We start from the raw sequence: 26,766 nt of genomic DNA on the forward strand, positions 1-26,766 counted from the left end.
ATAATTTTCGATAACCAGGGTTATCACTGAAATCTTGGATTCAATAACTTCTCCGCCTCTACCGTCGGTTCTGTCACACCGGGCTCGCGCAAAGCGAGAGACTCACCCCTCTCGCCCACCGCACGAGCCCGGCCCCGGAAACCGACCACGGAGGGCGGAGAGCACCATGACGGAACACCCCGCGCAGAACGAGCCGAACGCATCTGATCATCAGGTCGATCACCGCCGAGGCTCCTCCTCGACGCTCTCCCGCCTGACCGCCCGCCTCGAAAGCTCGGCGCTCGCCGAGGCACCCCGGGAACTTCTGCGAGAGGCGCTGAACGCCACGGCGACGGAGTCCTCCGACACCCCCGCCGCTCCGCACCCGGACCAGCGGGTGTTCCTCGACTCCATCAGCGTCAACGGCTTTCGCGGCATCGGCCGCAAGGCGCGTCTGCCGCTGACCGCGAAGCCCGGCGTCACCCTCGTCGTGGGGCGCAACGGCTCAGGGAAGTCCAGCTTCGCCGAGGGCGCCGAGACGGCGCTCACGGGCCGGACCGCCCGCCTGGACAAGCAGCGGGGCGAGGTGTGGCGTCAGCACTGGCGCAACCTGCACGACGGGGCCGACCCGAAGGTCGAGGTCCGCCTCGCCATCGCGGGCGACCCCCGGTTGTCCACTCTGACGTGTACCTGGCCCGGCGACGACGTCACCGCCCCCGAGGTCGAGTTCAGACGGCCTGGCCACGGCCGTCGGCCCTTCGCCGGCATCGGTTGGGAGCGGGCCCTGAACGACTACAGCCCCTTTCTGTCGTACGCGGATCTCGACAAGGTCCTCAACGGCAGGCCCAGCGAGCAGTACGACTCGGTCGCCGCCATCCTCGGACTCCGCGAACTGACCGCCGCGGACGAGCGGCTCCAGGGCATCGAGAAGACGCTCGACTCCGCGCTGAAGCAGGTCGAGGCCGAACGGCCCGCACTCGCCGAGGCGTTGTCCGCACTGGACGACCCGCGGGCGGTACGCGCGCTCGCGGTCGTCAGCAAGGCGGGCGACCACGACTTCGCCGAACTCGACGCCCTCGTGACCTCACTGCCCGACGCGGACGAGGGCCGACTGAGGGAACTGCGCGCGACCGCCGCGCTGGCCGGACCCGACCTCGGCGCGGTCGGCGCGGCCGTGGACCGGCTCCGCGAGGCCGTCGCCGTACTCGATGACGTACGTGCCTCGGGGGCCGAGGACGCGCACCAGCGTGCGGAGCTGCTGGCCAAGGCGCTGGAGCACAGCCGTCGGCACGAGGGCGAGGACACCTGCCCGGTGTGCGGGTCCGACCGGGCGCTCGACGAGGCGTGGGCCGAGCGGGCCGCCGAGCAGGTGGCCGGCTTGCGGCAGGAGGCCGCGACCGCACGGGAGGCCCGCACCGGGCTGCGGGACGCGGTGGACGCCGTCCGCTACCTCGTCACGCCGGTCCCCGCATGGCTGCCCGCCCCGCTTGTGGACCCGTGGGAGGAGTGGCAGGCGTGCCGGGCGATCGACGACGCCGAGCGGCTCGCCGCCCGCGCCGAGACCGCCGCGCTCGTCCTCGCTGACGCCTGCGCCGCGCTGCGCGAGGAGGCGCTGCGGGAGCTGGAGAAGCTCGACGAGGAGTGGCGTTCCTGTGTCACCCGCCTCGCGGGCTGGCTCGACCGGGCCCGGCCCGCGTACGCCGGAAGGCCCCGGCTGTGCCAGGTCAGGGCGGCCCGTAAGTGGCTGAAGGAGGCGCGTGCCGAGCTGCGCGAGGAGCGGCTGCGGCCGTTCGAGGACCACTCGCAGCGGATCTGGGAGGAGCTGCGTCAGCAGAGCAACGTGGACCTGCGTTCTGTGCGCCTGACCGGCAGCGAGAAGGCCACCGTGCGCAAGCTGGTGATGGACGTGTCCGTCGACGGCACCGAGGCAGCGGCCCTCGGTGTGATGAGCCAGGGCGAACTGCACTCCCTCGCGCTCTCGCTCTTCTTGCCGCGCGCCGCCGCACCGGACAGCCCCTTCGGGTTCGTCGTCATCGACGACCCGGTGCAGTCCATGGATCCCGCCAAGGTCCACGGCCTCGCGAACGTGCTGCACAACCTCGGGGAGACCCGGCAGGTCGTGGTCTTCACCCACGACACACGACTCCAGCGGGCCTTCACCAACCAGGAACTCCCGGTGACCGTACTGGAGGTGGAGCGGGCGGGCCGGTCCGTGGTGACCGTGAACCGGGTGACCGATCCGGTCGGTCAGGCACTGGCCGACGCACGCGCCCTCATCCGGACGCGAAACCTCCCGCCGGTCGCGATGACCCATGTGCTGCCCAGCCTCTGCCGCGCCGTCCTGGAACGGGCCCTGTCCGAGGCTGCGTGGCTGCGGCTGCACCGGGCGGGGGTGGCCGAGAACGAGGCGGAGAAGACCGTCGCGGGGGCCGTCACGCTGATGGACATCGCCGCCCTGGGGCTCTTCGGAGACCCGTCGAAGAGGGCCAGTGACGTCTACCGCGAGCTGCGCAGGCGGTGCGGCTCCAAGGCGGTGGACGTTGTCCGGCAGTGCCAGGAGGGCGCCCACCCGTCGGGCACCTCGATGCCGGACCCCCAGCGGTTCGTGGACGACATCAAGGCCGTAGCCCTGACGGTACGCAAGCCCGAGGAGGGGCCGTGAACCAGACGATTCGCCAGCTGCTCGACACCGCCGACCTGCTGCTCACGGACACCGGCGAGCCCGCCACGTCCACTGCCGCCACGGCGAGCCGGTGTCGAGGTGCAGCTTTCGCCCTACGGGTCGCGCTGGAGGGCGCGGTCGCCGACCGCCTCACCGCCCACCGGGCGCCTCGCGCAATCCGGGAGGGCACCCAGCGGGCCGCGTTCCTCTGGCTCCGCGGTTGCGCCGAAGCCGGAGCGGCCCGTCGCGCGAAGGCCGTGTGGAGCCAGCTCTGCCTGGGATGCCACTACCACCAGTACGAGATCGGTCCCACGGAGGACCAGGTCCGCGCGTGGCACACCGAAGTTGCGGCGCTCGTCGCCCTGTTGGCCCGCTGATCCGCATTGGCGCCAGGAGAGGCACTGCCGGGAGGACGCGCATGAGAACGAAACCACGAGGGCGGTTATCGCCGCCGTCCACAAAGAGCGGAACGAGGAGCAGCACCATGACGGCCCGTACGTCCAAGCGAACCCTGTACCGACTCAGGGGCGTGCCTCCCACTGCCGAGGCGATGTTCGACGCCTTGGACGCGGACCAGTTGGAAAGGGTCCACGCGGACTTCGACGTCCCCGAGAACCTCGGTGTACCGGCGGTCCTGGTCACCGGCAGCTTCGAGCAGCCCGTCGCGAACTGGTGCGACGAGATCTTCCGTACGACAGGTATCGAGGTGTCACGGCCCGTCAACCGCTCGGCCGGCCTGCTGATGCTGGCCGTCGACGGTGAGGTGTACGCGATCGGTTACGACCAGGGCTTCCGCCTGGTGCCCGACCGCCTGAAGGACCACCGTTTCGGCCTGAGCTTCGCGTCCCGCCGGGTGGACCCCGCGAAGATCCGGGATCTGGTGTCGCACACCCCGGGCGGAGGGCGCACCGACATCACCCTGATCCCGAGCGGGGCCTCGGTGTGGAGCCTGGGCATCGTCGAACACGCCCAGATCGTGCGCCGCCTCGGCGGCCACCTGGACAACATCCCGCTCACCATCTCCCGGGACAACCCGGGGAAGATCTCCAGTGCCGAGGGCGGCGCTGGCCTGCGCATGCGGCTCGGTGTGGAGGGCGCCGACCTGATTGCCGACATCCGTGCGATCGCCCGCGTGCTGCGCGAGGAGAAGCCGAGTCCGGAGCTGGAGTTCGTCGAACACGTCGTGCCCGTCGACGACCCCGGCCTTGTCACCCGCCTGGAGGCCGTCCTCGACGACCTTCTGGGACAGGAGCCTGACGGGAGAATCAGCGTCGCTGTCCCCGCCGACCATTGGGACGACTACATGGCCGCCCGGGCGTTCCGGGCCAGGATCAACAGCGACGCGGCCGGCCGGTCGACCGACGACTTCGACCTTGAGTACGTCCTCTGCCGTGCGCGCATCCAGCGTGCGGGCAACCGCGTGGCCGCGCTCCGGGAAGGAACAGTCACCCTCTATCGGCACGACCGCGCCGACCGGGCCGACGAAACCTGGACGTCCAGCGCTCTCCGGTGGATCGAGGCGGAGGTGTTTCTCGACTCTCGCCGGTTCTTCCTGATGGACGAGCACTGGTACGAGATCGACCGGGAGTATCTGAAGGCGATCCGCTCGCACGCCGAGCGGCTGATCTCCGACACCCCGTCCGTCGACCTGCCTCCGTGGGTCCTCGGGGAGAAGGAGCGCACCTACAACGCGTCCGTGCCGGACCAGCGGCCCGGGTACGTCTGCTTCGACCGCGACAACGTGCAGACCGTGCTGCACCGCGGGAACGGCGTGGAGATCTGCGACCTGCTGAGCCCGGACGATGTCCTGATCATGGTGAAGCGCGCCAAGGGTTCCGACGCGCTGAGCCATCTCTTCAGTCAGGCACTCGTCGCCGTACAGACGTTGCGGAACTCCCCGGAGGGGAGGGAGCGGTTCGCCGAGAAGGTTGTCGCCGCCCGGCAAGGGCGCGGTCTACCGGAAGACTTCCGGCCTTCGAAGGTCGTATTCGCAATCCTGTTGAAGGACGGAACCGACCTCACCGCCGACACCCTTTTCCCGTTCTCACAGGTCACTTTGGTGCAGACGGCCAGGACGCTCGAAACATGGGGTGTCCAGGTCGAGGTCGTCGGCATCGCCTCCACTCCGTCGGCCGCCACCTCGACTGGGACTCGGCGGTTGGCGGCGTAGCCGCCGCGCACCGTAACGACGTACACCGACGTGGCTGGCGCGCCGTTCCGGATCTCGGGGCCACAGCGATGCCAGCTGTTACGCCAGCGACTTTCGCACCGCGTCGACCAGTGACGTCGCACGCAGGTCGTCGAGGCCCCCGATGATGTTGTTCATCGCATAGCCGAAGGCGATGCCGTGCTCCAGGTCGGCGAAACCAAGTGAGCCGCCTCTGCCTGTGTGACCGAAGGAGTTTGGCCCCATCATGGGGTTGGTCTCGGTAGGCAGCATGTACCCGGAGCTGAACCGGCTCGGGATCAGCATCACCTGGTCTTTCCCACTGGCCTGTTCCTTGGTCGCCGAGGCGAGGGTCTCCGAGGCCAGCAGCCGCACGCCGTCCACCTCGCCGATCAGCCCGGCGTACATGCGCGCCAGTCCGTGTGCAGTGCTGATGCCGTTGGAGGACGGGAGTTCCGCGGCCTGCACGTCGGGCGAGTCGAAGTCGATCGCGGCGGGGTCGGTAACTGCATATGCCCTGTTGCTGAATGACCCCGGATCCCGCCACGCGGCAACCTGCTCGCGGAGTTCCTCGGGAACCGACTCGGCGGGCACGGTGGTGAGGTCCACGGCAGGTCGCTGGTACACCATGCTGCTTACCCGGCCGCGTTGATCCGCCGGCAGCCCGATGAAGAAGTCCAGCCCGAGGGGGGCAGCGATCTCGTCGGCGAAGAAGCGGCCCGGCATCCGGCCGGACACCCGGCGGATCACTTCACCGACAAGCCAGCCCCAGGTCCGACCGTGGTAGCCGTGCGCCGTGCCCGGAGTCCACTGGGGACGCTGAGCGGCTAGTGCGGCCGCCATGGGGTGCCAGGCCAATGCTTCGTTCAGCGGAACGGGTTGGTCCAGTGTGATCAAGCCGGCCTGGTGGGACAGCAGCCAGCGCACCGGGATGTCCGCCTTGCAGTTCGCGGCGAACTCCGGCCAGTACGCCGCCACCGGTGCGTCCAGGTCCAACGCACCGCGCTCGGAAAGCACGTGTGCTGCGGTCGCGGTGGCACCCTTGGTCGCCGAGTAGACGAGCTGCAGTGTGTCCCGCGTCCACGGACGACCCTTCTCGGGGTCGGCGATGCCTCCCCACAGGTCCACTACCGGTCGGCCGTACTGGTACACGCACACCGCCGCGCCGATGTCCCCGTGCTGGGAGAAGTTCGTCGCGAACGCCTCACGCACCGGTTCGAACCCAGGCGCGATCTCACCGTAGATCGTCGTCATGCCATCCATCCTGGCATTCGGACTACCTGCTCCGAGGTGGTGGGCTCGGCGTCGAAGTCCGAGAGGTGACGGTCACGCCGCGACGGGCACGGCCTGAAGACGCTCGCGGAACTCACGGACAGCGGGGACGGACTTGCGCGGTTCGAGGTGTGCAGAGAACTCTTTCAAGCGGTCCAGCGCCCGTACGGAACTGACACTGCTCTCCAGGAGTTCCGTGCCGTAGTTCGCGGCGTCGAGCGCCCCGTCCAGGTCGCCGCCGGCGAGCCGGGCCTCGGCCAGGCGGCTGGAGCGTACGGCCTTGTCCCGAGGAGCCGCGCTCTTCACGGAGGTCTCCAGGGAGCCCGTCGCGCGCTCCACTTGCCCGGACCGCAGCAGGACCTTGCCCTCGGTTGACTTCAGCTGGGCTTCGCCGAACCAGTTGAGCCAGTCCGGGTTTTCCTCCGTCGTGTGGCGTTCCCAGTGGGACACGGCGCGGTTGAGGGCTGCTCCGGCGTTCCGGTGGTCGCCGTCGCGGGACAGCGCCTCGGCCTTGTGCAGGTGGAGGAAGGACTGGGTGTACGGCGACAGTGTGCGAGGGGCGTTGTCGATGGCGGTCGAGATGAGGGCGACGCGCTCCGCGGTCCGTCCGGCCTCGGAGACGTGAACGCCCATCTCCGCGAGGATGAAGGCGCCGAACGCGTCGTCGCCGGCGGTACGGGCGCTGCGCAGGGCTCCGACGTAATACCGCTGGCCAGCGGAGCGCAGCCCGGCGTCGTAAGCCATCCAGCCAGTCAGGTGCGACACCCGGGCCGCCAGGGCGTAGAGGCGGAGGCGGACGCTCTCCGTGTACCGGCCGGTGCTGAGGAGGCCGGTGACGAGGGCGAGATCGCCCCGTGCCTGCTCCAGGAGCGTGGCGCCGCCAAGCTGGTCGTCGAGAGTACGGAGCGTGCTGATGCGCTGCTCGATCGTCGAGACCATCGTGTCCGTGACCTGATCCCCGCCCAAGGCCGAGGCGAAGGCGGACGGAGCGTCCACCCAGCTTGCCGCGAGGCCCGTCAGGGCGGCGCCGGTGATGGTGAGAAAGCCCCGGCGATCCATGCGGCCACTCCCGACGAGTTCGGACAACGCCTCAACGGTACCGGCCTCGGTCCACGGGGCGGTGAGTCCCGTGACCTCCCAGACCGGAAGCCAGCGGGGCCAACCTTCCTTGCGAGCCTGCTCATACGGGACACGCAACAAGTCGGCGAGCACGCGCTGTGCGTCCGCGTCCGGCTCCTGGCCCTGCTCCCACTTCCATACCGTGGTCCGGTTGGTCGCGAGCGGGATTCCGAGTAACCGCCCGTGCGCCTGCATAAGACGGGCGAACTCAGCCTTCCCCCAACCGCGCGTCTGCAGAAGGAAGCTCAGCGGGTGGACCGCCAACGGCTCACCAGGCATGTCATCACTCCCGTCATCCCCTCGCGGCGTAGTGGGGAGGCTACTTCGCGTGGCCGCGTACGGGGAGGGCGTCCCCATGAGGAACCCCCTAGAAACGTTCCACCTTGCTGGCTGGGGCCGTTGACTGAATATCAGCCGTCCGCGGAGCCCGCGCAGGGTGTCAGCCCCGGAACGGTTCTCAGATCGGCGGCTCCGCCCCTGTTTCCCCGTCGGGGACGGAGCCGCTCTCCAACTCCTCGGAGGCGTCAGCCATGCCCACGCTCGTCCATCGGTTCGTCCTCGCGGGTGAGGAAAGGGAAGTGTCCCTCGCCCGGCGCACGGTCGTCGACAAGGTGAGTGCGTGGGGTGTGCCGTTGGACGACGCGACGGCTGACGCCATTCGCCTTGTCGCTTCCGAGCTCATCACCAACGCCGTGGTCCACGGAGGAGGGCCCGTCACCGTCGCGCTGTACCACCGCCCCGGTCGTCTGGTGATCGACGTCCTCGACGACAATCCCTCTGCCCCGCAGGCGAGTTGTATCCAAGCCGATGCCGAGAGTGGGCGTGGCCTTGCACTGGTCGAGCTTCTCGCTTCGCGGTGTGCCTGGGAGCCTGTCGGCCGAGGGAAGCGCGTATGGGCGGAGATCGCGCTGCCCAAGGCGGCGCCCGCCATCCGAGTAGCCATTCTGCGCCGGTTATTCGTGCTACGGCCGAAGCAGGGCGTGGTGGCCGAGCCTGAGTCGCTCTCCCTGGCGGTCTCGTGATGGGACGGCACGCTTTACGAGCGAATCCGCTTCCTGATCCCGACGTGGTCTTCCGGCCTACGCGCCGCGACATCGACCCCGTCAGCAGGGAGCCCACTGACTACGCGCTATGGGATCGCCACGAATGGCAGGCGCGCGGCGAGTGCTGGCTGTGGTGCGGACGTGACGATGTCGAAGTGACGTGGATCGGGCCCGTCCGGTCGAGTGGCATGCACGCGGCCCTCTACGCCTGTCGTGCCTGTCTGTACGAACTGGACCAGCGCGTTCTGGAGATCAATATGCGCGAGGACGTCGGCGGTCTGCCGATTCACCGCTGACCTGTCCTGTCCGTGGCGCCGGACTGCAGCTCATCGCGCGCCCAATGACCGCCGCCCCACGGCACCCCCTCCTCCCATGGCCGTGGGGCGGCCATGGACCTCCCGTCGGAATCCCGGCGGGAGAACCGAAAAGGAAGGAGCACGAGGTGACAGAGCCCACAACGCCGCCTCCGGCCCGGAGCAGCCTCCTGGTGGCGGTGAAAGAGCTGACTGCCGTCCACGACCGCTACGACAGTCTCCGGTCGGACAACCAGGGCAGTTCCGGCGACGCGCCGTGGCCGGGTGGCGACGGCAACCTGCACGACAGCGAGTAGGCACCAAGCGGTGAGGGCCGGCGCGGCCGGCCCTCACCGTGTCCGCATCAGTGGTCGAACTCATGGAGGACGCACGATGGAACACCGGTTGATCAGTGCCATCGAGGCAGCGCTTGGCTGGAGTGGAGCCGAGGAACTCGGCAAGGACTTCGTACGCGGGAGCATCGACGATCCCGCACTCGTCTCCCGCATCATGACCCCGAACCGCCTGCTCGACGTCGCGATGCGCAGGAGTCTGAACCGCCCGCAGTTCCGGTGCTTCCAGAAGGGCGAGGAGGTCCATCCGGCCATCTACTACACGGACAGCGTCAGCCCTCGGGGCCAGAGCATCTCTATGGTCAACATGCGCAGCCTGGGCAGGCTCCTGGGCGAAGGTGCGACGGTGATCATGGACCAGGCCAACGTCTTCGACCCGACGATGGAAGTCGCGTGCCGGGCCCTGCAGTGGTGGTCCCGCGAGCGAGTCCAGGTCAACGCGTACCTGACGACGAACGACGCCTCTGGCTTCCCTCTGCACTGGGACGACCACGATGTCGTCATCGTCCAGCTTGCCGGTGAGAAGGAGTGGGAGGTGCGCGCAACCTCCCGCGCGGTCCCGATGTACCGGGACGCCGACCCCAACAGCACACCGAGCGACGACATCATCTGGTCCGGTCTGATGCGGACCGGCGACGTCATGCACATTCCGCGCGGCCACTGGCACCAGGCGACACGGACCGGCAGCGGCTCCGGCAAGAGCCTTCACGTCACGTTCGGCATCACCAAGCGCACAGGGGCGAGCTGGCTCGCGTGGCTGGCCGACTGGTGCCGTGAGCGCGAGATCTTCCGCCACGACCTCGACCGCTGGCACGGAACCGGCACCGATGTCCTGACCGAGGCCGCCGCCCAGCTGATCGGCGAGCGCCCGCCGGCCGACTTCTTCGACGCATACGAGCAGGCGACGACACTGCCTCGGCACGTGCCCTTCCTCGACATACTCGGGCCGCTCGACGCCGTGGTGTGCACCACGCATTTCCCGCCCCAGCTTCAGGAGCACGGAGAGACCATCGACATCGTGGCCTCGGGCAAGAAGCTCACCCTCACGGCCAAGGTACTGCCCGCTCTGCGTCTGCTGCTGAGCGGCAGGCCGGTCCAGCTGGAACAGGCCGCGGCAGTCGCCGGGGCCGAAGTGACGGAGGTCGCGGAGATCCTGGTGAAGGAGGAGCTGTGCGCGGTGCTGACCCCCGAGTTGTTCTCGGGCTACACCGGTCTCGTCACGAACGCCGGCTCCTGACCGGGGCGCTCGATCTCGGCGTCACGACACTCGACACCAGCACCAACTACCTCGGCTTCCGTTCGCATCAGGTCCTGGCGCAGGCGGCCGGCGACTTGCTGCCGAAGTTCACCGTCTCCACGAAGGTGGGCTACTTTCCGGGACCGGGCGGGGCGGAGCATTCCCTGGACCCTGTACGGCTGCGCGCGGCCGTGGAACAGGCGGCTGGGGACCTGGGGCAGGAGCCCGATCTGGTGTTCCTGCACAACCCGGAACACTCGCTCCGCGAGGCAGGCCCTCACGGCCAAGAGCTGCTGGCAGAAGCGTGCGCTGCCCTCGATGACGCTACGGGCAAGGGCCTATGCGCCGCCTGGGGCATCGCGACCTGGGACCCATCATCCCTGGTAGGGCTGATCGACCCGACCGTACCGAGGCCAGCGACCCTCATGATCCGCGCCGGCCTGCTGGTCGGAGCCAGAACTCTGGATGTCGCGGACGCCCTCATCAAGGCGTGGGACCTGGACCCCAGCGAGGTATGGGGTATGAGCCCCTTCGGTGGCAGCACCAGCGACCCGGTGTGGGCCAAGATCGACTCCCGTGTCTTTCTCGGGGGAAGCCGTCAGCTCTCGCGCGTGCAGGCGGCGTTCATAGCCGCCTATCACCTCCCGAGGGTCGGCGCTGTGGCTGTGGGCACTGATGAGCCCGCCCATCTGGGCGAACTCCTCGGCGCCCTGGTCGGCGAGGTCGAGGAACGAACGGTCCAGAAGTACCGGAGTCTCCTGCGAGACGGTTCACGCGATCAGTCGGCCTGAAGCTCCTTGATGACCTGCTCGGCCATGCGCCGGGCGGGTTCCAGCCGAGGGTCTTCCGGGTGCGCGTACGGCCCGAGGATCTTCGAGCAGGCGAACAGCGTCATCAACTTGCCGTCCCGGCTCTCGAAGTCGGACCGGCGCTCGAGCCATACGCGATCGGCCAGAGCCGGGACTGCAAGGGAACTCGCCCACAGCGAGGCCGAGTCCAGCCCCAGTGGCGCGTTACCCCAGTCCTCCCAGTCGAAGAGACTGAACGCCGGAGCGGTCATGTTGGCCCAGTTCAGGTCCGCGTGGGCCGGCACCCACTGCTTGATGGTCGTATCGAAGTCGCCGGAGAAAACACCGCGGATGGACTCGGTGACGAGGGCCTGGGTGATGGTGTCGGTGTCCGGCGTGGCGACCCGCCTCGTGCTCTGGGCCGCCAGCGCGTCCAGCGACGCGTTCAACGCCTCCCACCAGCCGTCCGGCAGCTCCGGGGCTTCGCTCAGGATGGCGATTCCGACAGGAGCCCCTGGCAGGAGTTCGGTTTCGTCGGCTCGCCACATCACCGGCCCGTCCGTGGCCCGCCAGACCACACATCCGTGCCATTCAGGCTGGGCAATGCCCTTCAGGCGGGCGGCACTTTCAGTCCCGTTCCACCCCTGGTCGGAGATCTTGTCGAGCAGGCGCCGCTCGATCCGCACCCAGGTGTCGCGGTCTGTTCTGGCTCCCACGGATCGGCGCTTGCGCACCATCGTTTCCGGAAGCAGGCCCACTTGGAGAGACCGCTCGACGCGATCAAGAACCTCGTCAACCAGCTGTACGCGAAGGTCGACAGCCTGACCCATGGAGACCGAGAGCGCCATGGACGCGACCGTAGCAGTGATGCGGCAAAAGGCGCCCGTCGCCGAGGATGTAGTCGCGCGAGATCGCTGGGTCCCACGCCCTGCGGCGACTGCCTGCAGCACTTCCCCTGTCAGGTGATCTTGACCATCTACCAGGCAGGTTTGATCGCTGCAACCGTTCCCCGGATCTACCTCCGCCGGCCAAACAATTGGCTACCGTCCCCCAATGAAGTCACAGGTCGCCGAAGCCACCGAAGCTTGTAGCTGCCCGGCGAAGGGCAACATCTGTCAGGACTGCAGAGGAGAAGGGTGGGTGACGCCGTTGCCAGAAGATGGGCGTCGGCGAGATGCCACCGGCAGTTGCACCTCGTGCGCTGGGCGAGGAGGCCACCGCCTGCCGCACGAATCGACATGCCCCGTGATGCGGAAACACCCCGGGCTTGAGTACTTCGCACCCCAGCTCATTAGCGACACGGGCAACATCACGTTCTTCAGCACCGGCGACGCTCTCGCTCGACCAGAGGTACGGCAGCGTCTCGCGCAGATCTTGTTCGGGCCGCGGCCCTGACGGCCGGGGTCGTGCTGCACGCAGAATCTGCCTGACAGCTGGTCAAGATCCCTTGTCACGAGACAGTTCGCCCGGGGCAGACAGGAAAGATCCCGCAAGTACTGGTACGGCGCGGCAAAGGATGTCAACGTACAACACCCTGCCGGAGATCCCGAGTCCTTGGAGGCGCCCCTGCGTCCGCACCACCCCAGCGACACATCTCATCCCGACTCCCCGGACCCGGTCTACTGGGTCACGCCCCGGCACCTGGCGGGTGACGACGGCGTACTCGCCGAGCGGATCGGCGACACCCTTGCTGGCCTCGGCTGGCGCATGTGGCCCACCTCCCGCAACACCCTGCTGTACGTGAGCCCCAACGGGCTGTGCGGTGCCGAGTGGATCCTCGCGGCCTACCCGTTCGAACTGGGCGGACGGCCCGTGGCCTGGCAACTGAGCGCTCGCCCGCACGCCGACTCCGCGATGACGGAGTGGAACGCCTACTTCACCACCGGTATCCCGTACGAAGCACTCGCCGACCTCCTCATGGCGATCGACACCCGTGAGGCACCCGACATCGGCTTCGAGAGGCCCGAAGCGGTGCTCAACGCGCTCGGTGCCCAAGGCTGGGTCCGTGACGTGGACTGTCCCCACACCACCGCCATGGACCCCGGGTTCTCCACCACCGTCTCCCTGGGGCTGCAGCCGCCACTGGTCCAGGACGCGCATCCACGCCCGGACTTGATGGGCTGGCAGGCGTGGGCGGAACCCGTTCTCGGGGCCCCGTATCTGTGGTGTGCCAGCTTCAGCGCCGGTGTTCCCCATGACCTGGTCGCCGCCTTTGCCTCCGCTCTGGCTTCGCCGGCATTGGTGTCCCGCCGCACCCTGCCCAAGGACGCCGAGGGCCGGCTCATGGTCGTCCGCCGCAGCTGACCACCTGTGCCCCAGGAGTAGCTGTTGTGCTGCTCCTCGCCGACTGCCGATTTCCCCTGGGCGGACCGTTCCCCGTACTCGCCAGATGGCAGAGAAGGAGACCTATATGTTCCGAAGGTTCCGGCGCCGTGCTCGCGCCGACCGTGAGTTCCGTGATGGCCAGCGTGCGGGCCGAGCGCTGCTGCAGATGCACACAGAAATGCCCTGGCCCGATGTGCCCAGCCAGGTCGCCGCGACCGCCGAGGACACCCCGGAGGCTGCAGCGGAGCCCGGCTTCCTGCCGCCGGAATTTCGAGCACCGTCCCGCCAGGACGTCGCCGGGTTCATGATGCCCTGGGACCAACCGCTCGTCATCGACGGCGAGGTACGTGAGTGTCCCGAGTGCGGCGCATACCGGAACTGGGTTGTCCTCTGCATGCGCGACGACTCGGTGTGGCTGCGGTGCCGTGCCGGTCATACGGCGAGGGAGCCGTGCCTGGACGCGGCCTGGTACAACCGCCACTCCGGTCCGGCCGATCACTGGCACCCCACCCTTGAGGACGGGCTGCGCCATATTGGCCACTGACTCCCGCGAAACCCCCTGTCCCCTTCCCCTCCGCATTGCCGGCCCCGGAGAGCCGTCTTGGTCAGACCTTTCGCTCCGCATCAACAGGGGGTTCCACATGCGTTTTCCCATCACGACCGCGCTCTGCCTCGGTACCGCGACCGTCCTGGTCCTGACGGCCTGCTCCGACGGCAGCGCCCACACCACAAACCCGACGTCTTCCGGCTCCGCTTCCGGACGCCAGGAGGGCAGAAACGCCCCGGCTGCGGGGCCGTTGTCCTCGGCCGCGCTGGCAAAGAGGCTTCTGGACGAGGGCGACCTGGGCGAGGGCTACGCTCGCAAGGCGGAGCAGCCCGGTCGGCACGATGACGTCACCGTCGTCGGCTGCCCCGCGCTGGGTGAACTCGGCGGCGACGCTGCGGCTGGCGGGAGCCTCAACTTCCCGCGCCGGGCGAAGGTCTCCTTCACCTACGCAAGCGGCACCGGCTCGGAGATCTCCGAGGAGTTGTACAGCGGCACCGCGGCCGAGCTCTCCAGCGGGGTGGGCCGGATCTTCGAGGCGATGACCTCCTGCTCCGGCTACCAGGTGCTCGTCGGCAGCATGGCCGTCACGGTCACCGCTCAGAACGTGTCCGTGCCCCGGCTGGGGGACGAGCGGTGGAGTCAGCTGCTCACCTTCACCGCTGACGGGCGCAGCCACGTCATCAAGCAGACGGCTGTTCGTGTGGGGATGGTGGTTGCGGTGGTCTCGGGTTCGGCCGCGCTGGTTGATGCCCATGTGGTGGAGGCGGTGGCGAAAGCCCGTGTGGCCACGTGAGTTCGCGTGGATGCCGCAGGCCCGGCCGGTGATGTTTCCGGTCGGGCCTGCGGCGTGTGTAGGACCAGAGTGCGTGGTGCTGAGGGTGTCGGCCGGTGGGCGGAGTCCTGAATTGCCGCCCGTGTGTGGTCGGTCAGTCTTTTTCGAGTTCGGCGTGTTCTTCGGACGCGTGCAGGGCGTTTTGGAGGTCGGTCAGACGCTCGAACTCCGCGTAGTCCTCGTTGGTCATGAGGTCGTAGACGCTGTCCAGGGAGTCGTCGGGCAACTGGTACGCGTACTTCATGTACAGGTTGACGAGGGCCTTCGCCACCAGGTCGGCTTCGCTCATCCAGTCGGCCTCGTCGGGCAGCCCGTGCGCGACGGCCATGGCTATCTCGTCCGAGGTGCTGGTGGCGAACAGGTCGTGCTCGGCACCAGTGAGGGGGCGGCCATCGCGGCGGTACAGGCGACCGGGTTCGTCGCGGCGGGAGGAGTCTACGTCGGCGAGGAGGATGACGACACGGGGGCGGATGTCGGTCTGGGCCATGCAGAGGGTTCCTTCCGGAGGCCGGGGTTGGGGCATAAATGCTCCGGACGATCCCCGGTTTCGGTAACCGGGGATCGTCGGCTACAGTGCGCGCGCCTGTGGGTCAGCGCCGCCGTACTGGAGGCCGCTGCTGGAGCGGAACGCCGGCCGTGGGGTGGGCTGCTGGGATACCGGGGCGTTGTGCGGTGCTGCGGGCCATGGCCGCCTGGGCGCGGGGGCTGGGGGCGTGACGCTCGCCGAGGCGCCGTATGCGCCAGGTCAGCGCGCGGGCGGGGCTGTGGGCGTCGTCGAGGGTGCGTTGGCCAAGTGCCTGGTCCAGGACGGTGGCCGCGTTGTGCCCGGCGGCCTCCGCCTGGGCGAGTACTGTGGCGAGCGCGTCCCAGGAGGCGTCGTTGAGGATGCGCTCGGCGTGCTCTGGCACCGCCTCCTGGAGGTGATGGGCAAAGCGGCGCTTGATCTGGTCGCTGGGGGCGCGTTGTGCGAGGCCGGCCAGGACCGGCTCGGCGGCCTGCCCGTACGCGATCTGCAGGTGGGCGAGTGCCTGTTCGGCGGCGGCTTCCTGCTGGGCGTGCTGGGGGGTGCGGTGCCAGTGCACGGCGAACGCCACGGCGGTGAGGACGGCGTCGAGGAGCATCGCCAGCCCCGTGCCGTCACGGTCCTGTGGGCGGTCGCGCCAGATCGCCTGGACGCTGCGGTGCAGGGCATGGGTGCTGGCGAGGTCGGCGGTGATGCGGGAGCGGGTGGCGCGCTCGAAGGCGGCTGCGGCTCGTTCGAGTTCAGCCTTCATCGCGGCCGGAGCTGTGGCCGGCAGCAGGTCCAGCGTCGCACCGAGCGCGACGAGCTGGCCCTGGGCGGCGGGGGCGTCGTCGTGGGCGAGGTGGTGGGGGATGCGTTCGGCAGCAGCGGTGGCCTGGTGCCACGAGTTGCCCGGCCGGGCGGTGGCCGGTTCGGAGCTGGTGGTGGCGAGGCTCTTGCGGATCTTGGGCAGGGACAGGTCGGGGGAGAGGGTGGAGCCCGCGTAGAAGACCGGCTCGCCTTGGTCGTTGGTGTCTGCGGGCAGGGCGAAGTTGCAGCCGAGCGCGTCGCCGGAGGGGCCGAGCTTGAGGCGCACGATCACGTCGGTTGCCTGCAGCAGGGCGAAGAACTCGGCCTCGTCGGCCGCGGCGGCGACCGCGCGGCGGACCCGCAGACGCAGCACGTCGCGGGTGGCGGCGTCCTGGCCCAGGCGCTTGGCCTTGAAGTGTTCCTTGCTGGTGGGGCGCTTGGCGCCGGTGCCGTCGCCCTGCTTCAACTGCCTGAGCCCGTAGTCGATTTCGATCTTGCGGGCCTCGCGCTGCACGGCGCGCTGGTCGTAGCCGCGCTCGGGTCGGCGGCCGTCCTGGCGTGCGAGGGTTGCGGCGATGTGGATGTGGTCGTCGGCGTGGCGGACGGCCACCCATCGGCAGGCGTGCTCGTCCCCGTCGGGGGCGATGCCGGCGGCGGCTACGATCCGGCGGGCGATGTCGGCCCACTGGGCGTCGGCGAGGATCGGGTCCTCGGGGGCGGCGCGGACGGGGCAGTGCCACACGGTGTCCTTGGGCGCCTTGTCCCCCAGCATCTTCACGGGCTGGTCGAGCTGGGCGACGAGCTGGGCCATCGCGTCCTTCGGATCGCGGTGGGGACTACGGCCGGGGTCGGGGGCGAAGCCGTTCCAGGAGGCCACCAGGTGGGGGTCGATGTGTTCGTTGGCCCGTCCCTTGCCGAAGAGGTAGCCGATCGTGCGGCGCGTGGCATACGGGCCGGCACTGAGGATGATCTTGGGTATCACCCGCTCACCGCCCCTCGGCGACCTGGGCGATGGCGGTGTCCAGCTCGGCGATGGATGCCTCGACGCGCGTCAGGAGCCGTTGGACGACGTCGGGGTGGGGCCAGGCACCGTCCTTGTTGAGGTGCCATGTGAGCTGGTTGAGGTTGTTGCCGATCATGCCGAGCTGCCCGTTGGCGGCCATCAGCGCCTTGACCATGGCGCGGTAGTCGGCGACCGCTGCGGTGGGGTCGTCGGTGCGGGCGGCGGCGAGCGAGCACTCGGCCACGTAGCCACCAAGGGCCATGCCGCTCAGAGCGGCGGCATTCACGATTAGGGCGAACTCGTCGTCGTTGTAGCGAGGGTGGACGCGGCGCTCGCGCAGCTGCTTGTCACGCAGACGGCGACGCGGCGCAGACTGCTGCGGCATGCTCGACGACGGCTCGGCTCCCCCTGCCCCGGTTGGCCCCCCTGGGCCGGCCGACTCCGGTGCCGCCTCGGCACCGGACGCCTCCGCCCCCTCCAGGGCGGGGGCCGGATAAGGACTCCTTATCCGACAACTTGCTGCGCGTGTAACGGGAGTGGTGACCATCTCCTTCTGGGGAGTGGGAAGTTCGTGGTGCGGGTCGTGCATTGAGCGGTTCTCCTCCGGTGCTGGGTGGAGCAGGTCAGTGGGGCTGGCTGGCGCGAGCAGGCTTCAGCTCGGCCTTGACGGTGCGGACGACTTCTCCGGCGGTGTCGCTGGCGACCCTGTAGCCGTCCTCGCGCACGGCTTCCTCCAGCAGGTCGCGGGAGAGGCGTCCGGTTTCACGGAAGATGCGATGGGCGTACTCGGTGAGGAGACCGGGTGTCACCCGAGGCTTGCGGCCCGGGCGATTCGGCTTCGCCCGCGCGGCCTCGCCCGGATTGGCGTCCGGCGGTTCCTCGCTCGATGTGCGGGCGGGCCGGTGCGGGCGGACTGCGGGCTCCAGGCGGGCAGCCTGGTGGGCGGCGTCATCGCCCGTACCGGTCTCGGGCGGGCAGCCCGGATACTCTGCCCGCTTTGTCGCTGTGGCCCGCGGGCGGGTGGTCGTGGAGGTGCCCGTCGTGTCCGTGATGAGGGCGGGCCAACGCCGGGGCAGCGGAACGGAGGCCAGGGCGAGCGCCTGTTGGCGGGTGGCGAGCTTGCGCAGCAGCAGCTGGTCCTGGCGCTCGTCGTGGTCGACGTCAGCCTGTTCCAGGGCCTGGTGCAGGCGGCGGGTGAGGCGTCGGCCGCGCCGATTGGCGCGTTTCGCCGGCGTCATGGCCTCGGCCCGGAGGATCAGGGTGACGGCCCGGTCGAGGGCGCGCTCGCGGATGATCCGGGCGGCGTCCGCGTCTCGGTCGGCGACTCCCAGGCGGGCCAGCAGCCGTTCGCGTGCCTGCCGGGTGAGGACGGCGGTCAGGCTGCGGGAGTCGGCGTGCGGGCTGCGGTTGCGTAGTTCGATGCCCATGGCCAGGTGCCACAGCACCGCCGCCAGGACCGGGCCGACGAATGCCCGCACGGTTCCGCCGACCAGCCCGGACTCGGCGTAGGCGGGCACGATCTGCACGCCGGTGATCACCCAGGTGAGCGTGCCGGGCACCCCTGGCGCCTGCTTCGGGCCGTTGAGGTTCATCCGGGCCATCAGCGCGGCGGCGAACAGGGCGAGCTCAGCGACGGCGAACATCGCGGCGCGCTCGACGGTGCCGCCCATGTCGAGGTAGTCGGAGGCGAAGCGCCAGCTGGTGTCCGCGCTGTAGGCGGTACAGCCGATCGCCGCGACAGCCGCGACTGGGATGGCGGCGCTGCCACGTCGCTGCCCGGCACCGGGCTTTTGGGGGCGTCGGCGCAGCAGCTGTCCAACGAGCAGGACGGCGACGAGAACCAGGACGGCGCCAACCGCCGACAGGGTGGTCCAGTGAGGCAGGGGCGGAGTGATGCCGCCGTCGGCGCTTGTGTGTGCGGTGTTGCCGAGGGTCATGCAGACGGTCTCCACGGGGAGGAAGCGAGGGGAATGAGGGCCGACACGAAGGGGGCGTACACGCGGACCCCTTCTGTGAGGGGCCCCACGCGTGATAGCTGCCGCGTGTGATCAGCGCGTCCACGGCGGGGAGCCAGTGCGGGTCACGCCGCTTCTTGCCGAGCGCGCTCCGCCACGGCGAAGTCCACGCGGGTCGGGTGGGGCGTCGCCCGGGGCACGTTGCTCCGGGCTCGACCGTCGAGACCGACGCGCCGGTTACGGCAGGGTTCGCCTTGGGCGGCGCGGCACCACTGGCACGGAACGCTGAGGGCGTCGGGCTGTCCCGCGGCGACGGCCGCCTCGCGTGCGGCGCGGGCCGGCCGGTAGGGGGCCAGCTCGGCACGGACTGCCGACGGGATGCACGTTCCGATGGCGGCGAGGCGGGACTCGATGTCCGGGTGCGGGGCACCGCTGGTGATCTGCCGGTGCGTCGAGGGCGCGGCCCTTCCGGCGGCGACAGCGTGCCGCGTGCGGAGCAACTCAGCACGCCAGGACGCCGAGTCGTCTGGATCGGCGGACGGGGTGGGGTCGGTGTGTCGGTCGAGGCAGTCGCGCCGGTACGCGCGCCACTTACGGGCGACGTCCACGGGCAGGATCGGGTACGGGGAGTCCAGGACATGCGCTCGTACCGCCTCGCGGACGTCCCAGCCGTGTTCCGTCGCGAGCGGCACGTCGCGGAGCAGTTCGTGCCATTGGACAAGTTGGTCACGAACCTCGTTCGTGCCGGTGCGGATGGCGCGGGGGTCGAGGCGGCCGATGTAGGCGAGGACGGCGGCAACTTCGCGTCGTTGCAGGGTGGTCACTCCGTTTCGTTCGGTTCGTCGAGGGCGGCGAGCAGAGCGGCCATGTGCGCCTCGGAGCGGCTCATGCCGGTGGCTGGGGCAGGGGCGTTGCCACCGGGCAGGGCGCGCAGATGCGGGCGTCCGGGGGTCGGGGTGTGCTCGCGGGTGATCCATGCACGCCAGTCGGCGGCCCATGCGGAGGCGGTGCGGGGCGCGCATGCAGTCCGGTAGGCGCGCCACTTCTCGTCGGCGGCGTGGAGGGCGTGCTCGCCAAGTCGGTCGAGGTGGCCGTGGTGTTGCAGCCAGGCCCCGGCGTCGTCGTCGATCTGCCAGTCGGCGGCGGAGATGAGCGGGGCAGAGCTGCTGCTGTTACTACCGTTCACCTTCGGTTCTCTTCTGTTCTGGGGGTCGGGATCCGCACCCGCAGAGGGTCTGAATCCGAACCCCCCAGGGGTCGGAATCCGCACCGGAGGATCAGATTCCGAACCCCCTTCGAAGGCGTCGACAGGGTCGAATTTCGGTCCCCCCGGGGTCGGAACCCGATCCCCCAGGAGGGTCAGATCCTGATCCCCCTCGGCGGCCTGTTCGGCGAGGAACCGGGCCGCGTCCGGCAGGTGGTAGTACGTCTCTCCGCGCGGCCCTTTGCGGCCAGCGAGCGGGACCAGCTCCCCGTCGGCGATCAGCTTGGCCAGGGCGTCACGCACTGCCGTACGGGAGGCGTTGGCGCGTTTCATGAGGGTGGGCACGGACGCGTACGCGATGCAGCGCCGGTCGGGGCACCGGTCGGCGATCAAGGCGAGGACCATGCGGGCGGTGCCCTTGCTGCGGCTGTGGTCCCACACCCATTCGCGGGCGTCAAGGCTCATCTGGAGGCGGCTCCTACGTCGAGGCTGAAGGCTGCGCGCGGGTCCGCTTCAGGCTGCGTGCAGGAAGGGGGCGCGGCTTGGAGTTTCCTGGCGCGTCTGCGGCGGTCGGCACCGCTGCACGCAGGCGTACGCAAGGGGCACCTTGGCCCACGCGATGGCGTGTCGGGGATTCGCAACTCCGGAACCAGCATCCGGCGCGCACGACCAACACAGCCACACCCACCAGGCACAAGTCCAGCACTACGCCGAGAAAAAGAACAGCTCAGGGCGAACGCGTCCTGTGCCGCATTTCCGGAGCGGAAGAGCCGAATCCCAGGCTGCCGAAGCGGGCATGGTCATGCCGCCTGGGCATAGCTCGCGGCGGAGAGCAGGTCCGCGAGCCGAGCCGCGCTCCGCGGGCTGATCGTCGCGGTGAACCCGTCGCACACGCGCCGGAGAGCGGCCTCCCTGGCCTCATCCGGCTTCTGGCGGCGGCCGGAGTCGCATTCGGGGGCGATGCCAAGATCGGGCTGGATCTCGGTGAGCTGTGGCTGTCGTTGGGGCATAGACGTCCTCGGGGCATATCGGGCGGCGATCCACCTGCCGGACGCGGAGCGAGCGGGCAGGCGGTGAGTGACGTCAAATGATCCGGAGAATCGGCTGTGGCGAAGATCTTGTGATCGGGCCCGTGACACCGGGGCGTCCTGACATGATGTCAGGCGTGTGGTTCGCGAAGTCTTGAGGCGTTTCTTCCTCATATGGCGGGTGTCGTAGTCGAGTTCGTTCAGCATTCGGCGACCCAGATCGTGCTGCACGCCCACGCGCGAGCGGCCCAGGCGAGGTGTCCGCATTGTTCCAGGGCGTCGGGGCGGGTGCACGGCCGGTACGTCCGACGCCTGGCGGACGCGGCGATCGGGGGTAGGGCTGTGGTTGTCGAGCTGCTCGTGCGCCGCTTTCGCTGTCTCAACGGCGCCTGCACAGCGGTGACGTTCGCGGAGCAGATCGAGGGGCTGACGACACCTCACGCCCGCAAGACCCCGTTGCTGCGGTCGGTACTGCTGTCCATAGCCTGCACGCTCGCTGGCCGGCCCGGTGCCCGCTTTGCGAACCTGCTGGGTATCCGAGTCGCCAAGGACACCCTGCTGCACCTGCTTCGCACTATGCCTGACCGGCGAGCGAGCCCGGTGCGGGTGCTGGGCGTGGACGACTTCGCGCTACGCAAGGGCGACTGGTACGCCACCATTCTGGTGGATCTGGAGACCCGCCGACCTATCGACGTGCTGCCAGGCCGGGAAGCCGAGCCCTTGGCCGCCTGGCTGGCCGGGCACCCCGAGGTGGAGATCATCTGCCGGGATCGAGCCGGCGCTTACGCCGAGGGCGCCCGAACCGGCGCCCCGCAGGCCATGCAGGTCGCTGACGGCTGGCACCTGTGGCGGAACCTCGCCGAGGCCGTGGAGAAGACCGTCGGCTCACACCACACCTGCATCCGTTCCGCGTTCGCGACGAGGCCGACCACCGAGCTGGACACGGCCCGCGTCAGGAGACCGCCTTTCGACCCTCCGGACCGGACGAGTGACTGCCTCGGCCGCCCGCGGCGCCTGGTCGCCCGTACCAGGGACCGCTACGCAGCGGTGCAGCAACGGCTGGCCGAGGGCAAGTCCCTGACGGCGATCGGCCGGGAACTGCGGCTTGACCACTCCACCGTCCGCCGATTCGCCCGGGCCACCAGTATCGACGAGCTGCTGGTCAAGGCGGTCAACCGGCAGTCGATCCTCGACGAGTACAAGTCCTACCTGCACCAACGGTGGAACGAGGGCTGTCACGACATCCCCCGGCTCCACCGCGAAGTCCGAGAACTTGGCTTCCCCGGGGATGTCCAGACTGTCCGCCGGTATCTGCGCTGGTCGAAGGAGAGCGGGCTTCCTGTGTCACCGCGGCCCGCACCGCGTCCCCGCCGGGTGGTCCGCTGGATCATGACCGACCCAGACCGCCTGACCGCCGGCGATGCCCTGGAGCTCAAGGAGATCCGGGCCACCTGCCCGCACCTGGACGTCGCAGCCAGACACGTCCGCGACTTCGCAACCATGCTCCACGACCGACGCGGCGACCTGCTGTCCGACTGGATGGACCGCGTCCTGGCCGACGACCTACCGGCTTTGCACTCCCTGGTCACCGGCCTCCGCCGGGACCAGGACGCCGTGACCGCCGGCCTGTCCAGCTCCTGGAGCTCGGGCCAGGTCGAGGGCCAGGTCACACGCATCAAGCTGATCAAGAGGCAGGGCTACGGACGGGCCAGCCTCGACCTTCTCCGCAAAAGGATTCTTCTCGATCTCTGACCGTCGTCTCAGCTGTTCTCGTCTCCGCCCGCCCGTCTCAGGCCACGGAGGCCCGCTTTGGATCGACGGGGTCGATCGCATGCTCATCGAAACGGACTTCAAGTGCCTCGAGTCCCATCTCCCGGCGGTAATCCTTTTCCGCTGCGGTGATCGGCAACAGCCACAGGATCCGGGCATGGGCTTCACCTTCCCACTTGCAGACCTCGAAGTCGGGTCCGAAGGGATACGGCAGGCTCACCAGGTAGTGGTCGCAGTCGGAGTCATCGAGCCACGGTCGGCCAATAGGGACGGTGTGTCCGACGTCGAGTCGCTGGTGTACCGGTCCGCAGTGGTAGTACGCGTTGACCGTGACGCTCTCCAGGTTGATCCATTCGTCGCGCGGTGCCGCGAGAAAGAACTCCGTGCCATGGCCGTCGTGCTGAGTTGCCTCCCAACAGCCCGACGTCACATACAGCCACCAGTCGCCTGGATACGCGGGATGAATCCGGAACACCCGGAATCCGGGCACGCGATCCTCGATGGGCCCATTCACACCTGGGACCTCATCGATGACGCGACCCGGGAGCGTCCGACGAAGGTGATCGAGAAGGGCAGCGCGTGCTGCGGTTTCCGGCATCCGATCATGATGCCCGAGGCCGCCGCAGCCCATCAGCCGGGGTCAGCGCCAGCCTGACCACAAGATCTTCGCCAGAGCCGGAGAATCCCCGGTTTCGCTAACCGGGGATCATCGGCTATGTTGCCTGGCTGCGCGCAGGCTCGACACCGTGAGCCGCTCTCGATCCCTGGCACCAACTACGCTTCCCCTACGCGCACTTGGGCAGGACCGAGAAGCGGGCGGACGCGACACGAAGGCGGCGCCGCTGCGCCTGAGGACGTCGTACGACCCACGCCCCTGCCTCCCCACGCCCCCAGCAGGTCTTCGCGAGGACCGGGCCGCCGACCCGCTACAGCGGGTTCTGCTCGATGCCGATCCGGTCCCAGTCCATGTACCGGCCGAACTTCTTCGGCTTGTCGATGACCACCCCGGAGAACAGGAACCGCAGCACCGCGTTGCGCCGCTCGTCCGTCATGTCCTCGGCGTTCCAGGCAGCCCGCGCGCCCGCGCCCGTGAGGCCGTCGAGGAGCACCATCGGCCGGACGACGACCTTGCGCTGCGCCTTGGCGATCCGGTCGGTGATCTCCTTGCGCATCTTGCGGTACTCCGCCGTGGAGATCTCCTTCGCGGTCCACATCTGGTTCAACTCGCCGAGCTGCCGCTGGTCGTCCTCCAGCTCCTCGGTCACGCTCTCCGAGAGGTTGCTGCTAGCGAGCCGACCATCCACCCGCAGCTTGCCGAGCAGTTCGATCGCGGCGTCGACGACGAAGTCCTCCAGCGTCAGGGCCGCGATCGACCGGGTGCACTTCTTCTCGTCGTTCCGGCCCCTGCGGTTGCACTGATAAGCCGGTCCTGTGCTCTTGGCGGTGCCGGACATCAGGGTGCCGCACCGCCCGCACATTACGAGGCCGCGCAGCAGGTAGTAGCGCTGCGCGGGCTTGCTGAGTGCCTCCCGGTACACCGCCGACCGATACTCGCGCCGCGTCCGCGCCTCCGCCCACACGCCCGCGTCGATGATCGCGGGCCAGGTGCCGGGGCCGACCTCCTCGCCCTGATGCATTCGAATTCCGGCAACGTGCCGGGAGTCGAGCAGCGCACGAACAGTCCCGCTGTTCCACGCCTTGCCACCGGCCGTACGGATGCCCCGACTGTGCAAGTCCTTCGCGATGGGCGCCGCCCCCTCCCCCTTCAGGTAGCGGTCGAACACCTCCCGGACGATCTCTGCCTCCTCCTCGACGATCGTCATCCCGTCCTTGGTGTAGCCGAACCGCCTCACCCCACCCTGCGGCTTTCCCTCCCGAGCCCGGTCCTGCATCGCGGACTTCAACCGCCGCGAGGTGTCATCCGACGACCGGCAAGCGTGCGCGACCTCAATGCGGAGGATGAATCGGTCGTCGGGGTCGGAGAGGTCCCGCCGGTTCGCCTCGCCGTGGAGGGTGATGGCGTGGTCGTCGGAGACCTGGAGCAGCTCCTCCAGGTCCCGGGGCTGCCTCATGAGCCGGTCGGGGTGGTAGGCAATGATGTGCCGGAAGCCGCGATTCCGGGCGTCCTCAAGCAGGCGGTCCCAACCAGGGCGCTTCCGCTTGCGACTCCAGGCCGAGCGGCTGTTGTCCACGAAGACGTGGGCGGGATCGATGACAAAACCACGCCGTTCGGCGATCTCACGGCAGATGCGCTCCTGACGGTCGACACCGGTCTGGTCATCATCGTCCGCCTGGGATATGCGGCAGTAGATCGCCGCCGGCTCACCGGGGACGGCGGTGCTGGTGTTGCCCCTGGTGGGTCTGTTGCGTGTCATGTGAATGAGTGTACGAACGAGGTGTCGCCTGGGTCACCGGAACCGCAGAACTGGTGACCGCCGTCCGTTCCGCCAAGCAGTTCCTGACGTACGTGGCCTCCGGGCCCTTCCAGTACGCGGTCGCGGAGGCCCTGCGCCTGCCGGACAGCTACTTCGAGGAGTTCCGCGCCGACATGCGGAGCAAGAGGGAACTGCTAGCGGACGGGCTGGAGCAGGCGGGCTTCAAGGTGTTCCGGCCGGCCGGCACGTACTTCATCACCACCGACATCCGCGCCCTCGGCGAGAGCGACGGCTTCGCCTTCTGCCGCGCCCTCCCCGAGCGGGCGGGCGTCGTCGCCATCCCGAACGCGGTCTTCTACGACCACCGCGACGAGGGTGCCCCCTTCGTACGGTTCGCGTTCTGCAAACGCGCCGAGGTGCTGGCGGACGCGACCGAACGGCTCCACAAGGCTTTCGCGCGCTGACCACCGCCATGGAGGGCCGGTCGCCTTTGGCCTTCCCTCCGGCTCCGGTCCGGTCGGCCCAGCGCCACCTGCGGAGCCGGTGCGCACGCAACTCGCGCGCTCCGGCTCCACGTTCGGCAAGGGCGAAGCGCTGGAGGCTACTCGGTGTCCTTCGGGTGCCGCGGGGAGGCGTACACCAGGATCACAGTCGAGGTGTCCGGGCTGACCAGGTAGCGGACCCGGCCGCCGCTGGTGATCTCGTACTCCCACTGCTCCAGCTCGGAGCCCTTCCATTCCCTGGTGGCATGCCTGCCGCGGAGCTGATGCTGGCGGTTCCAGTTGGCCCTCGACAGCGGGTCGGTGCGAAGGGCCTCCAGGCAGCGATGCGCGTTCGGCAACGCCACCCGGCACAGCTCTTCCCAACCGGTCGCGGCCTCCGTCGTGCCGTGGATGACGTTCCAGCCGCTCAGCGGAGGGACACTGACCCGATCGCCTTTCTTCGGGCTCACTCGTGCACCTCGACCGGGCCGAGGTCGACGTCGCCCAGCGGACGGAGTGCCTCTCTGAGCTGGTCAGGGTCAGCGTTGATGCGGGCGGTTGCCCGCCACGAGACGATCGCTCGGTGCACAGCCTCCTTGGCACCCAGCTCAGCGGCGTCGGACAGCGCATCGAGGAGCTCGACGGTGAATTCCCGGACTTCCTCGTCATTCAGGTGGCGCACCCACGGGAACACCTCGGGCAACGCGAGCAGAAGCGACCTGATGCCGTCGTCCTGCTTCATCAAAGCAAGGAACAGCCGGGACGCTGTGGCCAGGTTTTCTTCGGTGCGCTCTGCGTGTATGGCCGTGGTCAGCACCATGTCGGGTGCGTCTCGGTGCGTGACCCGCAGGCATCCCAGGGCGGCGGCCCTCGCGGCGACTGCCTTCGGGTTGCGAGACAGATCAGTGAACGAGACGGACTCCGATTCGGCTGCCGGGTGCACGATGCTCATACTCAGACCATACTCTGACTGCACTCTGATTTCTACGGCGAGGCGGCAACCAGCCAGGAAGAATGGGT

26 protein-coding genes and 1 pseudogene are annotated in these 26,766 nt (G+C 69.0%); 13 read left to right on the forward strand and 14 right to left on the reverse strand.

Going from position 1 to position 26,766, the window contains the following annotated elements; genetic code table 11:
* The first annotated feature begins 166 nt into the window (after nucleotides 1–166).
* The 3 genes from ACGFS9_RS25795 to ACGFS9_RS25805 all read left to right on the forward strand — a co-directional run bounded on the left by ACGFS9_RS25795 (nucleotide 167) and on the right by ACGFS9_RS25805 (nucleotide 4,811).
* A complete protein-coding gene (locus ACGFS9_RS25795; RefSeq protein ID WP_393256548.1) occupies nucleotides 167–2,641 on the forward strand; it encodes an AAA family ATPase in 2,475 nt (824 codons plus the stop codon).
* A complete protein-coding gene (locus ACGFS9_RS25800; protein ID WP_393256549.1) occupies nucleotides 2,638–3,018 on the forward strand; it encodes a hypothetical protein in 381 nt (126 codons plus the stop codon). Before ACGFS9_RS25795 ends, ACGFS9_RS25800 begins: the two co-directional genes overlap by 4 nt.
* A gap of 107 nt (nucleotides 3,019–3,125) precedes the next feature.
* Complete coding sequence (locus tag ACGFS9_RS25805) at nucleotides 3,126–4,811, forward strand: TIGR04141 family sporadically distributed protein (RefSeq protein ID WP_393256551.1); 1,686 nt, start codon at nucleotides 3,126–3,128, stop codon at nucleotides 4,809–4,811.
* A gap of 78 nt (nucleotides 4,812–4,889) precedes the next feature.
* Here the strand turns inward: ACGFS9_RS25805 and ACGFS9_RS25810 are convergent, their stop codons facing one another.
* Together ACGFS9_RS25810 and ACGFS9_RS25815 are read right to left on the reverse strand one after the other, a co-directional pair.
* Nucleotides 4,890–6,062 carry a serine hydrolase domain-containing protein gene (locus ACGFS9_RS25810; RefSeq protein ID WP_393256553.1) on the reverse strand — a complete coding sequence of 391 codons (1,173 nt, stop codon included), beginning with the start codon at nucleotides 6,060–6,062 and terminating at the stop codon, nucleotides 4,890–4,892.
* A gap of 72 nt (nucleotides 6,063–6,134) precedes the next feature.
* On the reverse strand, nucleotides 6,135–7,478 hold the full coding sequence (locus ACGFS9_RS25815) for a transcriptional regulator (protein WP_393256555.1): 1,344 nt from the start codon (nucleotides 7,476–7,478) through the stop codon (nucleotides 6,135–6,137).
* Between the two features lie 251 nt (nucleotides 7,479–7,729).
* On the opposite strand from ACGFS9_RS25815, the gene ACGFS9_RS25820 reads away from it, so the two are divergent.
* The 5 genes from ACGFS9_RS25820 (at nucleotide 7,730) to ACGFS9_RS25840 (ending at nucleotide 10,916) form a co-directional block, all read left to right on the forward strand.
* Entirely contained in the window at nucleotides 7,730–8,221 is a 492-nt protein-coding gene (locus ACGFS9_RS25820; protein ID WP_393256556.1) for an ATP-binding protein, read from the forward strand.
* Nucleotides 8,222–8,397: 176 nt separating this feature from the next.
* The gene (locus tag ACGFS9_RS25825; RefSeq protein ID WP_393256558.1) at nucleotides 8,398–8,538 is read left to right on the forward strand and encodes a hypothetical protein; all 141 of its coding nucleotides are present in this window, start codon (nucleotides 8,398–8,400) and stop codon (nucleotides 8,536–8,538) included.
* Nucleotides 8,539–8,684: 146 nt separating this feature from the next.
* Nucleotides 8,685–8,852, forward strand: coding sequence for a hypothetical protein (locus tag ACGFS9_RS25830; RefSeq protein WP_217458995.1), 168 nt, complete (start codon nucleotides 8,685–8,687; stop codon nucleotides 8,850–8,852).
* Between the two features lie 76 nt (nucleotides 8,853–8,928).
* A complete protein-coding gene (locus ACGFS9_RS25835) occupies nucleotides 8,929–10,125 on the forward strand; it encodes a JmjC domain-containing protein (protein ID WP_393256560.1) in 1,197 nt (398 codons plus the stop codon).
* Nucleotides 10,059–10,916, forward strand: a complete 858-nt coding sequence (locus ACGFS9_RS25840) for an aldo/keto reductase (RefSeq protein ID WP_393256561.1) — start codon at nucleotides 10,059–10,061, stop codon at nucleotides 10,914–10,916. Before ACGFS9_RS25835 ends, ACGFS9_RS25840 begins: the two co-directional genes overlap by 67 nt.
* On the opposite strand, the gene ACGFS9_RS25845 is transcribed toward ACGFS9_RS25840, so the two are convergent.
* Nucleotides 10,904–11,761 (reverse strand): hypothetical protein, encoded by an 858-nt coding sequence (locus tag ACGFS9_RS25845; RefSeq protein ID WP_393256562.1) that lies wholly within the window; start codon nucleotides 11,759–11,761, stop codon nucleotides 10,904–10,906. The two genes, ACGFS9_RS25840 and ACGFS9_RS25845, sit on opposite strands and share 13 nt — an antisense overlap.
* Before the next feature lie 706 nt (nucleotides 11,762–12,467).
* Between ACGFS9_RS25845 and ACGFS9_RS25850 the strand changes: the two genes are divergently transcribed.
* From ACGFS9_RS25850 to ACGFS9_RS25860, 3 genes are all read left to right on the forward strand, one after another.
* Nucleotides 12,468–13,217: a DUF317 domain-containing protein gene (locus ACGFS9_RS25850; RefSeq protein ID WP_393256564.1), complete on the forward strand. Its 750-nt coding sequence runs from the start codon at nucleotides 12,468–12,470 to the stop codon at nucleotides 13,215–13,217.
* A gap of 85 nt (nucleotides 13,218–13,302) precedes the next feature.
* On the forward strand, nucleotides 13,303–13,782 hold the full coding sequence (locus tag ACGFS9_RS25855; protein WP_393256565.1) for a hypothetical protein: 480 nt from the start codon (nucleotides 13,303–13,305) through the stop codon (nucleotides 13,780–13,782).
* Nucleotides 13,783–13,879: 97 nt separating this feature from the next.
* The gene (locus ACGFS9_RS25860; RefSeq protein WP_393256567.1) at nucleotides 13,880–14,578 is read left to right on the forward strand and encodes a hypothetical protein; all 699 of its coding nucleotides are present in this window, start codon (nucleotides 13,880–13,882) and stop codon (nucleotides 14,576–14,578) included.
* 133 nt (nucleotides 14,579–14,711) lie between these two features.
* Here ACGFS9_RS25860 and ACGFS9_RS25865 read toward each other — a convergent pair whose 3' ends face one another.
* The 7 genes from ACGFS9_RS25865 to ACGFS9_RS25895 form a co-directional block, all read right to left on the reverse strand.
* Complete coding sequence (locus tag ACGFS9_RS25865; protein WP_393256568.1) at nucleotides 14,712–15,104, reverse strand: hypothetical protein; 393 nt, start codon at nucleotides 15,102–15,104, stop codon at nucleotides 14,712–14,714.
* Nucleotides 15,105–15,207: 103 nt separating this feature from the next.
* Entirely contained in the window at nucleotides 15,208–16,911 is a 1,704-nt protein-coding gene (locus tag ACGFS9_RS25870) for a mobilization protein (protein WP_393256570.1), read from the reverse strand.
* A 4-nt stretch (nucleotides 16,912–16,915) separates the two neighbouring features.
* Nucleotides 16,916–17,317, reverse strand: a complete 402-nt coding sequence (locus ACGFS9_RS25875) for a plasmid mobilization protein (RefSeq protein WP_393256571.1) — start codon at nucleotides 17,315–17,317, stop codon at nucleotides 16,916–16,918.
* A gap of 238 nt (nucleotides 17,318–17,555) precedes the next feature.
* Nucleotides 17,556–18,869: a hypothetical protein gene (locus tag ACGFS9_RS25880; RefSeq protein WP_393256573.1), complete on the reverse strand. Its 1,314-nt coding sequence runs from the start codon at nucleotides 18,867–18,869 to the stop codon at nucleotides 17,556–17,558.
* A gap of 143 nt (nucleotides 18,870–19,012) precedes the next feature.
* A complete protein-coding gene (locus ACGFS9_RS25885) occupies nucleotides 19,013–19,702 on the reverse strand; it encodes a hypothetical protein (protein ID WP_393256589.1) in 690 nt (229 codons plus the stop codon).
* A gap of 5 nt (nucleotides 19,703–19,707) precedes the next feature.
* A complete protein-coding gene (locus ACGFS9_RS25890) occupies nucleotides 19,708–20,556 on the reverse strand; it encodes a helix-turn-helix domain-containing protein (protein WP_393256574.1) in 849 nt (282 codons plus the stop codon).
* A gap of 335 nt (nucleotides 20,557–20,891) precedes the next feature.
* Complete coding sequence (locus tag ACGFS9_RS25895) at nucleotides 20,892–21,101, reverse strand: hypothetical protein (protein WP_393256576.1); 210 nt, start codon at nucleotides 21,099–21,101, stop codon at nucleotides 20,892–20,894.
* Nucleotides 21,102–21,293: 192 nt separating this feature from the next.
* Here ACGFS9_RS25895 and ACGFS9_RS25900 point away from each other — a divergent pair, with 192 nt between their 5' ends.
* Entirely contained in the window at nucleotides 21,294–22,871 is a 1,578-nt protein-coding gene (locus tag ACGFS9_RS25900) for an ISL3 family transposase (protein WP_393256577.1), read from the forward strand.
* Nucleotides 22,872–22,908: 37 nt separating this feature from the next.
* On the opposite strand, the gene ACGFS9_RS25905 is transcribed toward ACGFS9_RS25900, so the two are convergent.
* Together ACGFS9_RS25905 and ACGFS9_RS25910 are read right to left on the reverse strand one after the other, a co-directional pair.
* Nucleotides 22,909–23,487: a suppressor of fused domain protein gene (locus ACGFS9_RS25905; RefSeq protein WP_393256578.1), complete on the reverse strand. Its 579-nt coding sequence runs from the start codon at nucleotides 23,485–23,487 to the stop codon at nucleotides 22,909–22,911.
* Between the two features lie 328 nt (nucleotides 23,488–23,815).
* On the reverse strand, nucleotides 23,816–25,264 hold the full coding sequence (locus ACGFS9_RS25910; protein WP_393256579.1) for a recombinase family protein: 1,449 nt from the start codon (nucleotides 25,262–25,264) through the stop codon (nucleotides 23,816–23,818).
* A gap of 23 nt (nucleotides 25,265–25,287) precedes the next feature.
* Here ACGFS9_RS25910 and ACGFS9_RS25915 point away from each other — a divergent pair.
* Nucleotides 25,288–25,728, forward strand: a pseudogene (locus tag ACGFS9_RS25915) (aminotransferase class I/II-fold pyridoxal phosphate-dependent enzyme); the annotation flags it as partial.
* 137 nt (nucleotides 25,729–25,865) lie between these two features.
* Here the strand turns inward: ACGFS9_RS25915 and ACGFS9_RS25920 are convergent.
* Nucleotides 25,866–26,216, reverse strand: a complete 351-nt coding sequence (locus tag ACGFS9_RS25920; RefSeq protein WP_188287761.1) for a hypothetical protein — start codon at nucleotides 26,214–26,216, stop codon at nucleotides 25,866–25,868.
* The gene (locus tag ACGFS9_RS25925) at nucleotides 26,213–26,698 is read right to left on the reverse strand and encodes a prevent-host-death family protein (protein ID WP_393256580.1); all 486 of its coding nucleotides are present in this window, start codon (nucleotides 26,696–26,698) and stop codon (nucleotides 26,213–26,215) included. Before ACGFS9_RS25925 ends, ACGFS9_RS25920 begins: the two co-directional genes overlap by 4 nt.
* Between the last annotated feature and the right edge of the window lie 68 nt (nucleotides 26,699–26,766).

This window comes from Streptomyces sp. NPDC048566 (assembly GCF_043199735.1).
Taxonomy (GTDB): Bacteria; Actinomycetota; Actinomycetes; order Streptomycetales; family Streptomycetaceae; genus Streptomyces.

Coding starts and splice junctions, on each gene's coding strand:
- ACGFS9_RS25795 (WP_393256548.1), top strand. CDS start 167: ATGACGGAACACCCCGCGCAGAACGAGCCGAACGCATCTGATCATCAG.
- ACGFS9_RS25805 (WP_393256551.1), top strand. CDS start 3,126: ATGACGGCCCGTACGTCCAAGCGAACCCTGTACCGACTCAGGGGCGTG.
- ACGFS9_RS25810 (WP_393256553.1), bottom strand. CDS start 6,062: ATGACGACGATCTACGGTGAGATCGCGCCTGGGTTCGAACCGGTGCGT.
- ACGFS9_RS25815 (WP_393256555.1), bottom strand. CDS start 7,478: ATGCCTGGTGAGCCGTTGGCGGTCCACCCGCTGAGCTTCCTTCTGCAG.
- ACGFS9_RS25820 (WP_393256556.1), top strand. CDS start 7,730: ATGCCCACGCTCGTCCATCGGTTCGTCCTCGCGGGTGAGGAAAGGGAA.
- ACGFS9_RS25835 (WP_393256560.1), top strand. CDS start 8,929: ATGGAACACCGGTTGATCAGTGCCATCGAGGCAGCGCTTGGCTGGAGT.
- ACGFS9_RS25845 (WP_393256562.1), bottom strand. CDS start 11,761: ATGGCGCTCTCGGTCTCCATGGGTCAGGCTGTCGACCTTCGCGTACAG.
- ACGFS9_RS25855 (WP_393256565.1), top strand. CDS start 13,303: ATGGCAGAGAAGGAGACCTATATGTTCCGAAGGTTCCGGCGCCGTGCT.
- ACGFS9_RS25860 (WP_393256567.1), top strand. CDS start 13,880: ATGCGTTTTCCCATCACGACCGCGCTCTGCCTCGGTACCGCGACCGTC.
- ACGFS9_RS25865 (WP_393256568.1), bottom strand. CDS start 15,104: ATGGCCCAGACCGACATCCGCCCCCGTGTCGTCATCCTCCTCGCCGAC.
- ACGFS9_RS25875 (WP_393256571.1), bottom strand. CDS start 17,317: ATGCCGCAGCAGTCTGCGCCGCGTCGCCGTCTGCGTGACAAGCAGCTG.
- ACGFS9_RS25880 (WP_393256573.1), bottom strand. CDS start 18,869: ATGACCCTCGGCAACACCGCACACACAAGCGCCGACGGCGGCATCACT.
- ACGFS9_RS25890 (WP_393256574.1), bottom strand. CDS start 20,556: ATGAGCCTTGACGCCCGCGAATGGGTGTGGGACCACAGCCGCAGCAAG.
- ACGFS9_RS25895 (WP_393256576.1), bottom strand. CDS start 21,101: ATGCCCCAACGACAGCCACAGCTCACCGAGATCCAGCCCGATCTTGGC.
- ACGFS9_RS25900 (WP_393256577.1), top strand. CDS start 21,294: ATGGCGGGTGTCGTAGTCGAGTTCGTTCAGCATTCGGCGACCCAGATC.
- ACGFS9_RS25905 (WP_393256578.1), bottom strand. CDS start 23,487: ATGCCGGAAACCGCAGCACGCGCTGCCCTTCTCGATCACCTTCGTCGG.
- ACGFS9_RS25910 (WP_393256579.1), bottom strand. CDS start 25,264: ATGACACGCAACAGACCCACCAGGGGCAACACCAGCACCGCCGTCCCC.
- ACGFS9_RS25925 (WP_393256580.1), bottom strand. CDS start 26,698: ATGAGCATCGTGCACCCGGCAGCCGAATCGGAGTCCGTCTCGTTCACT.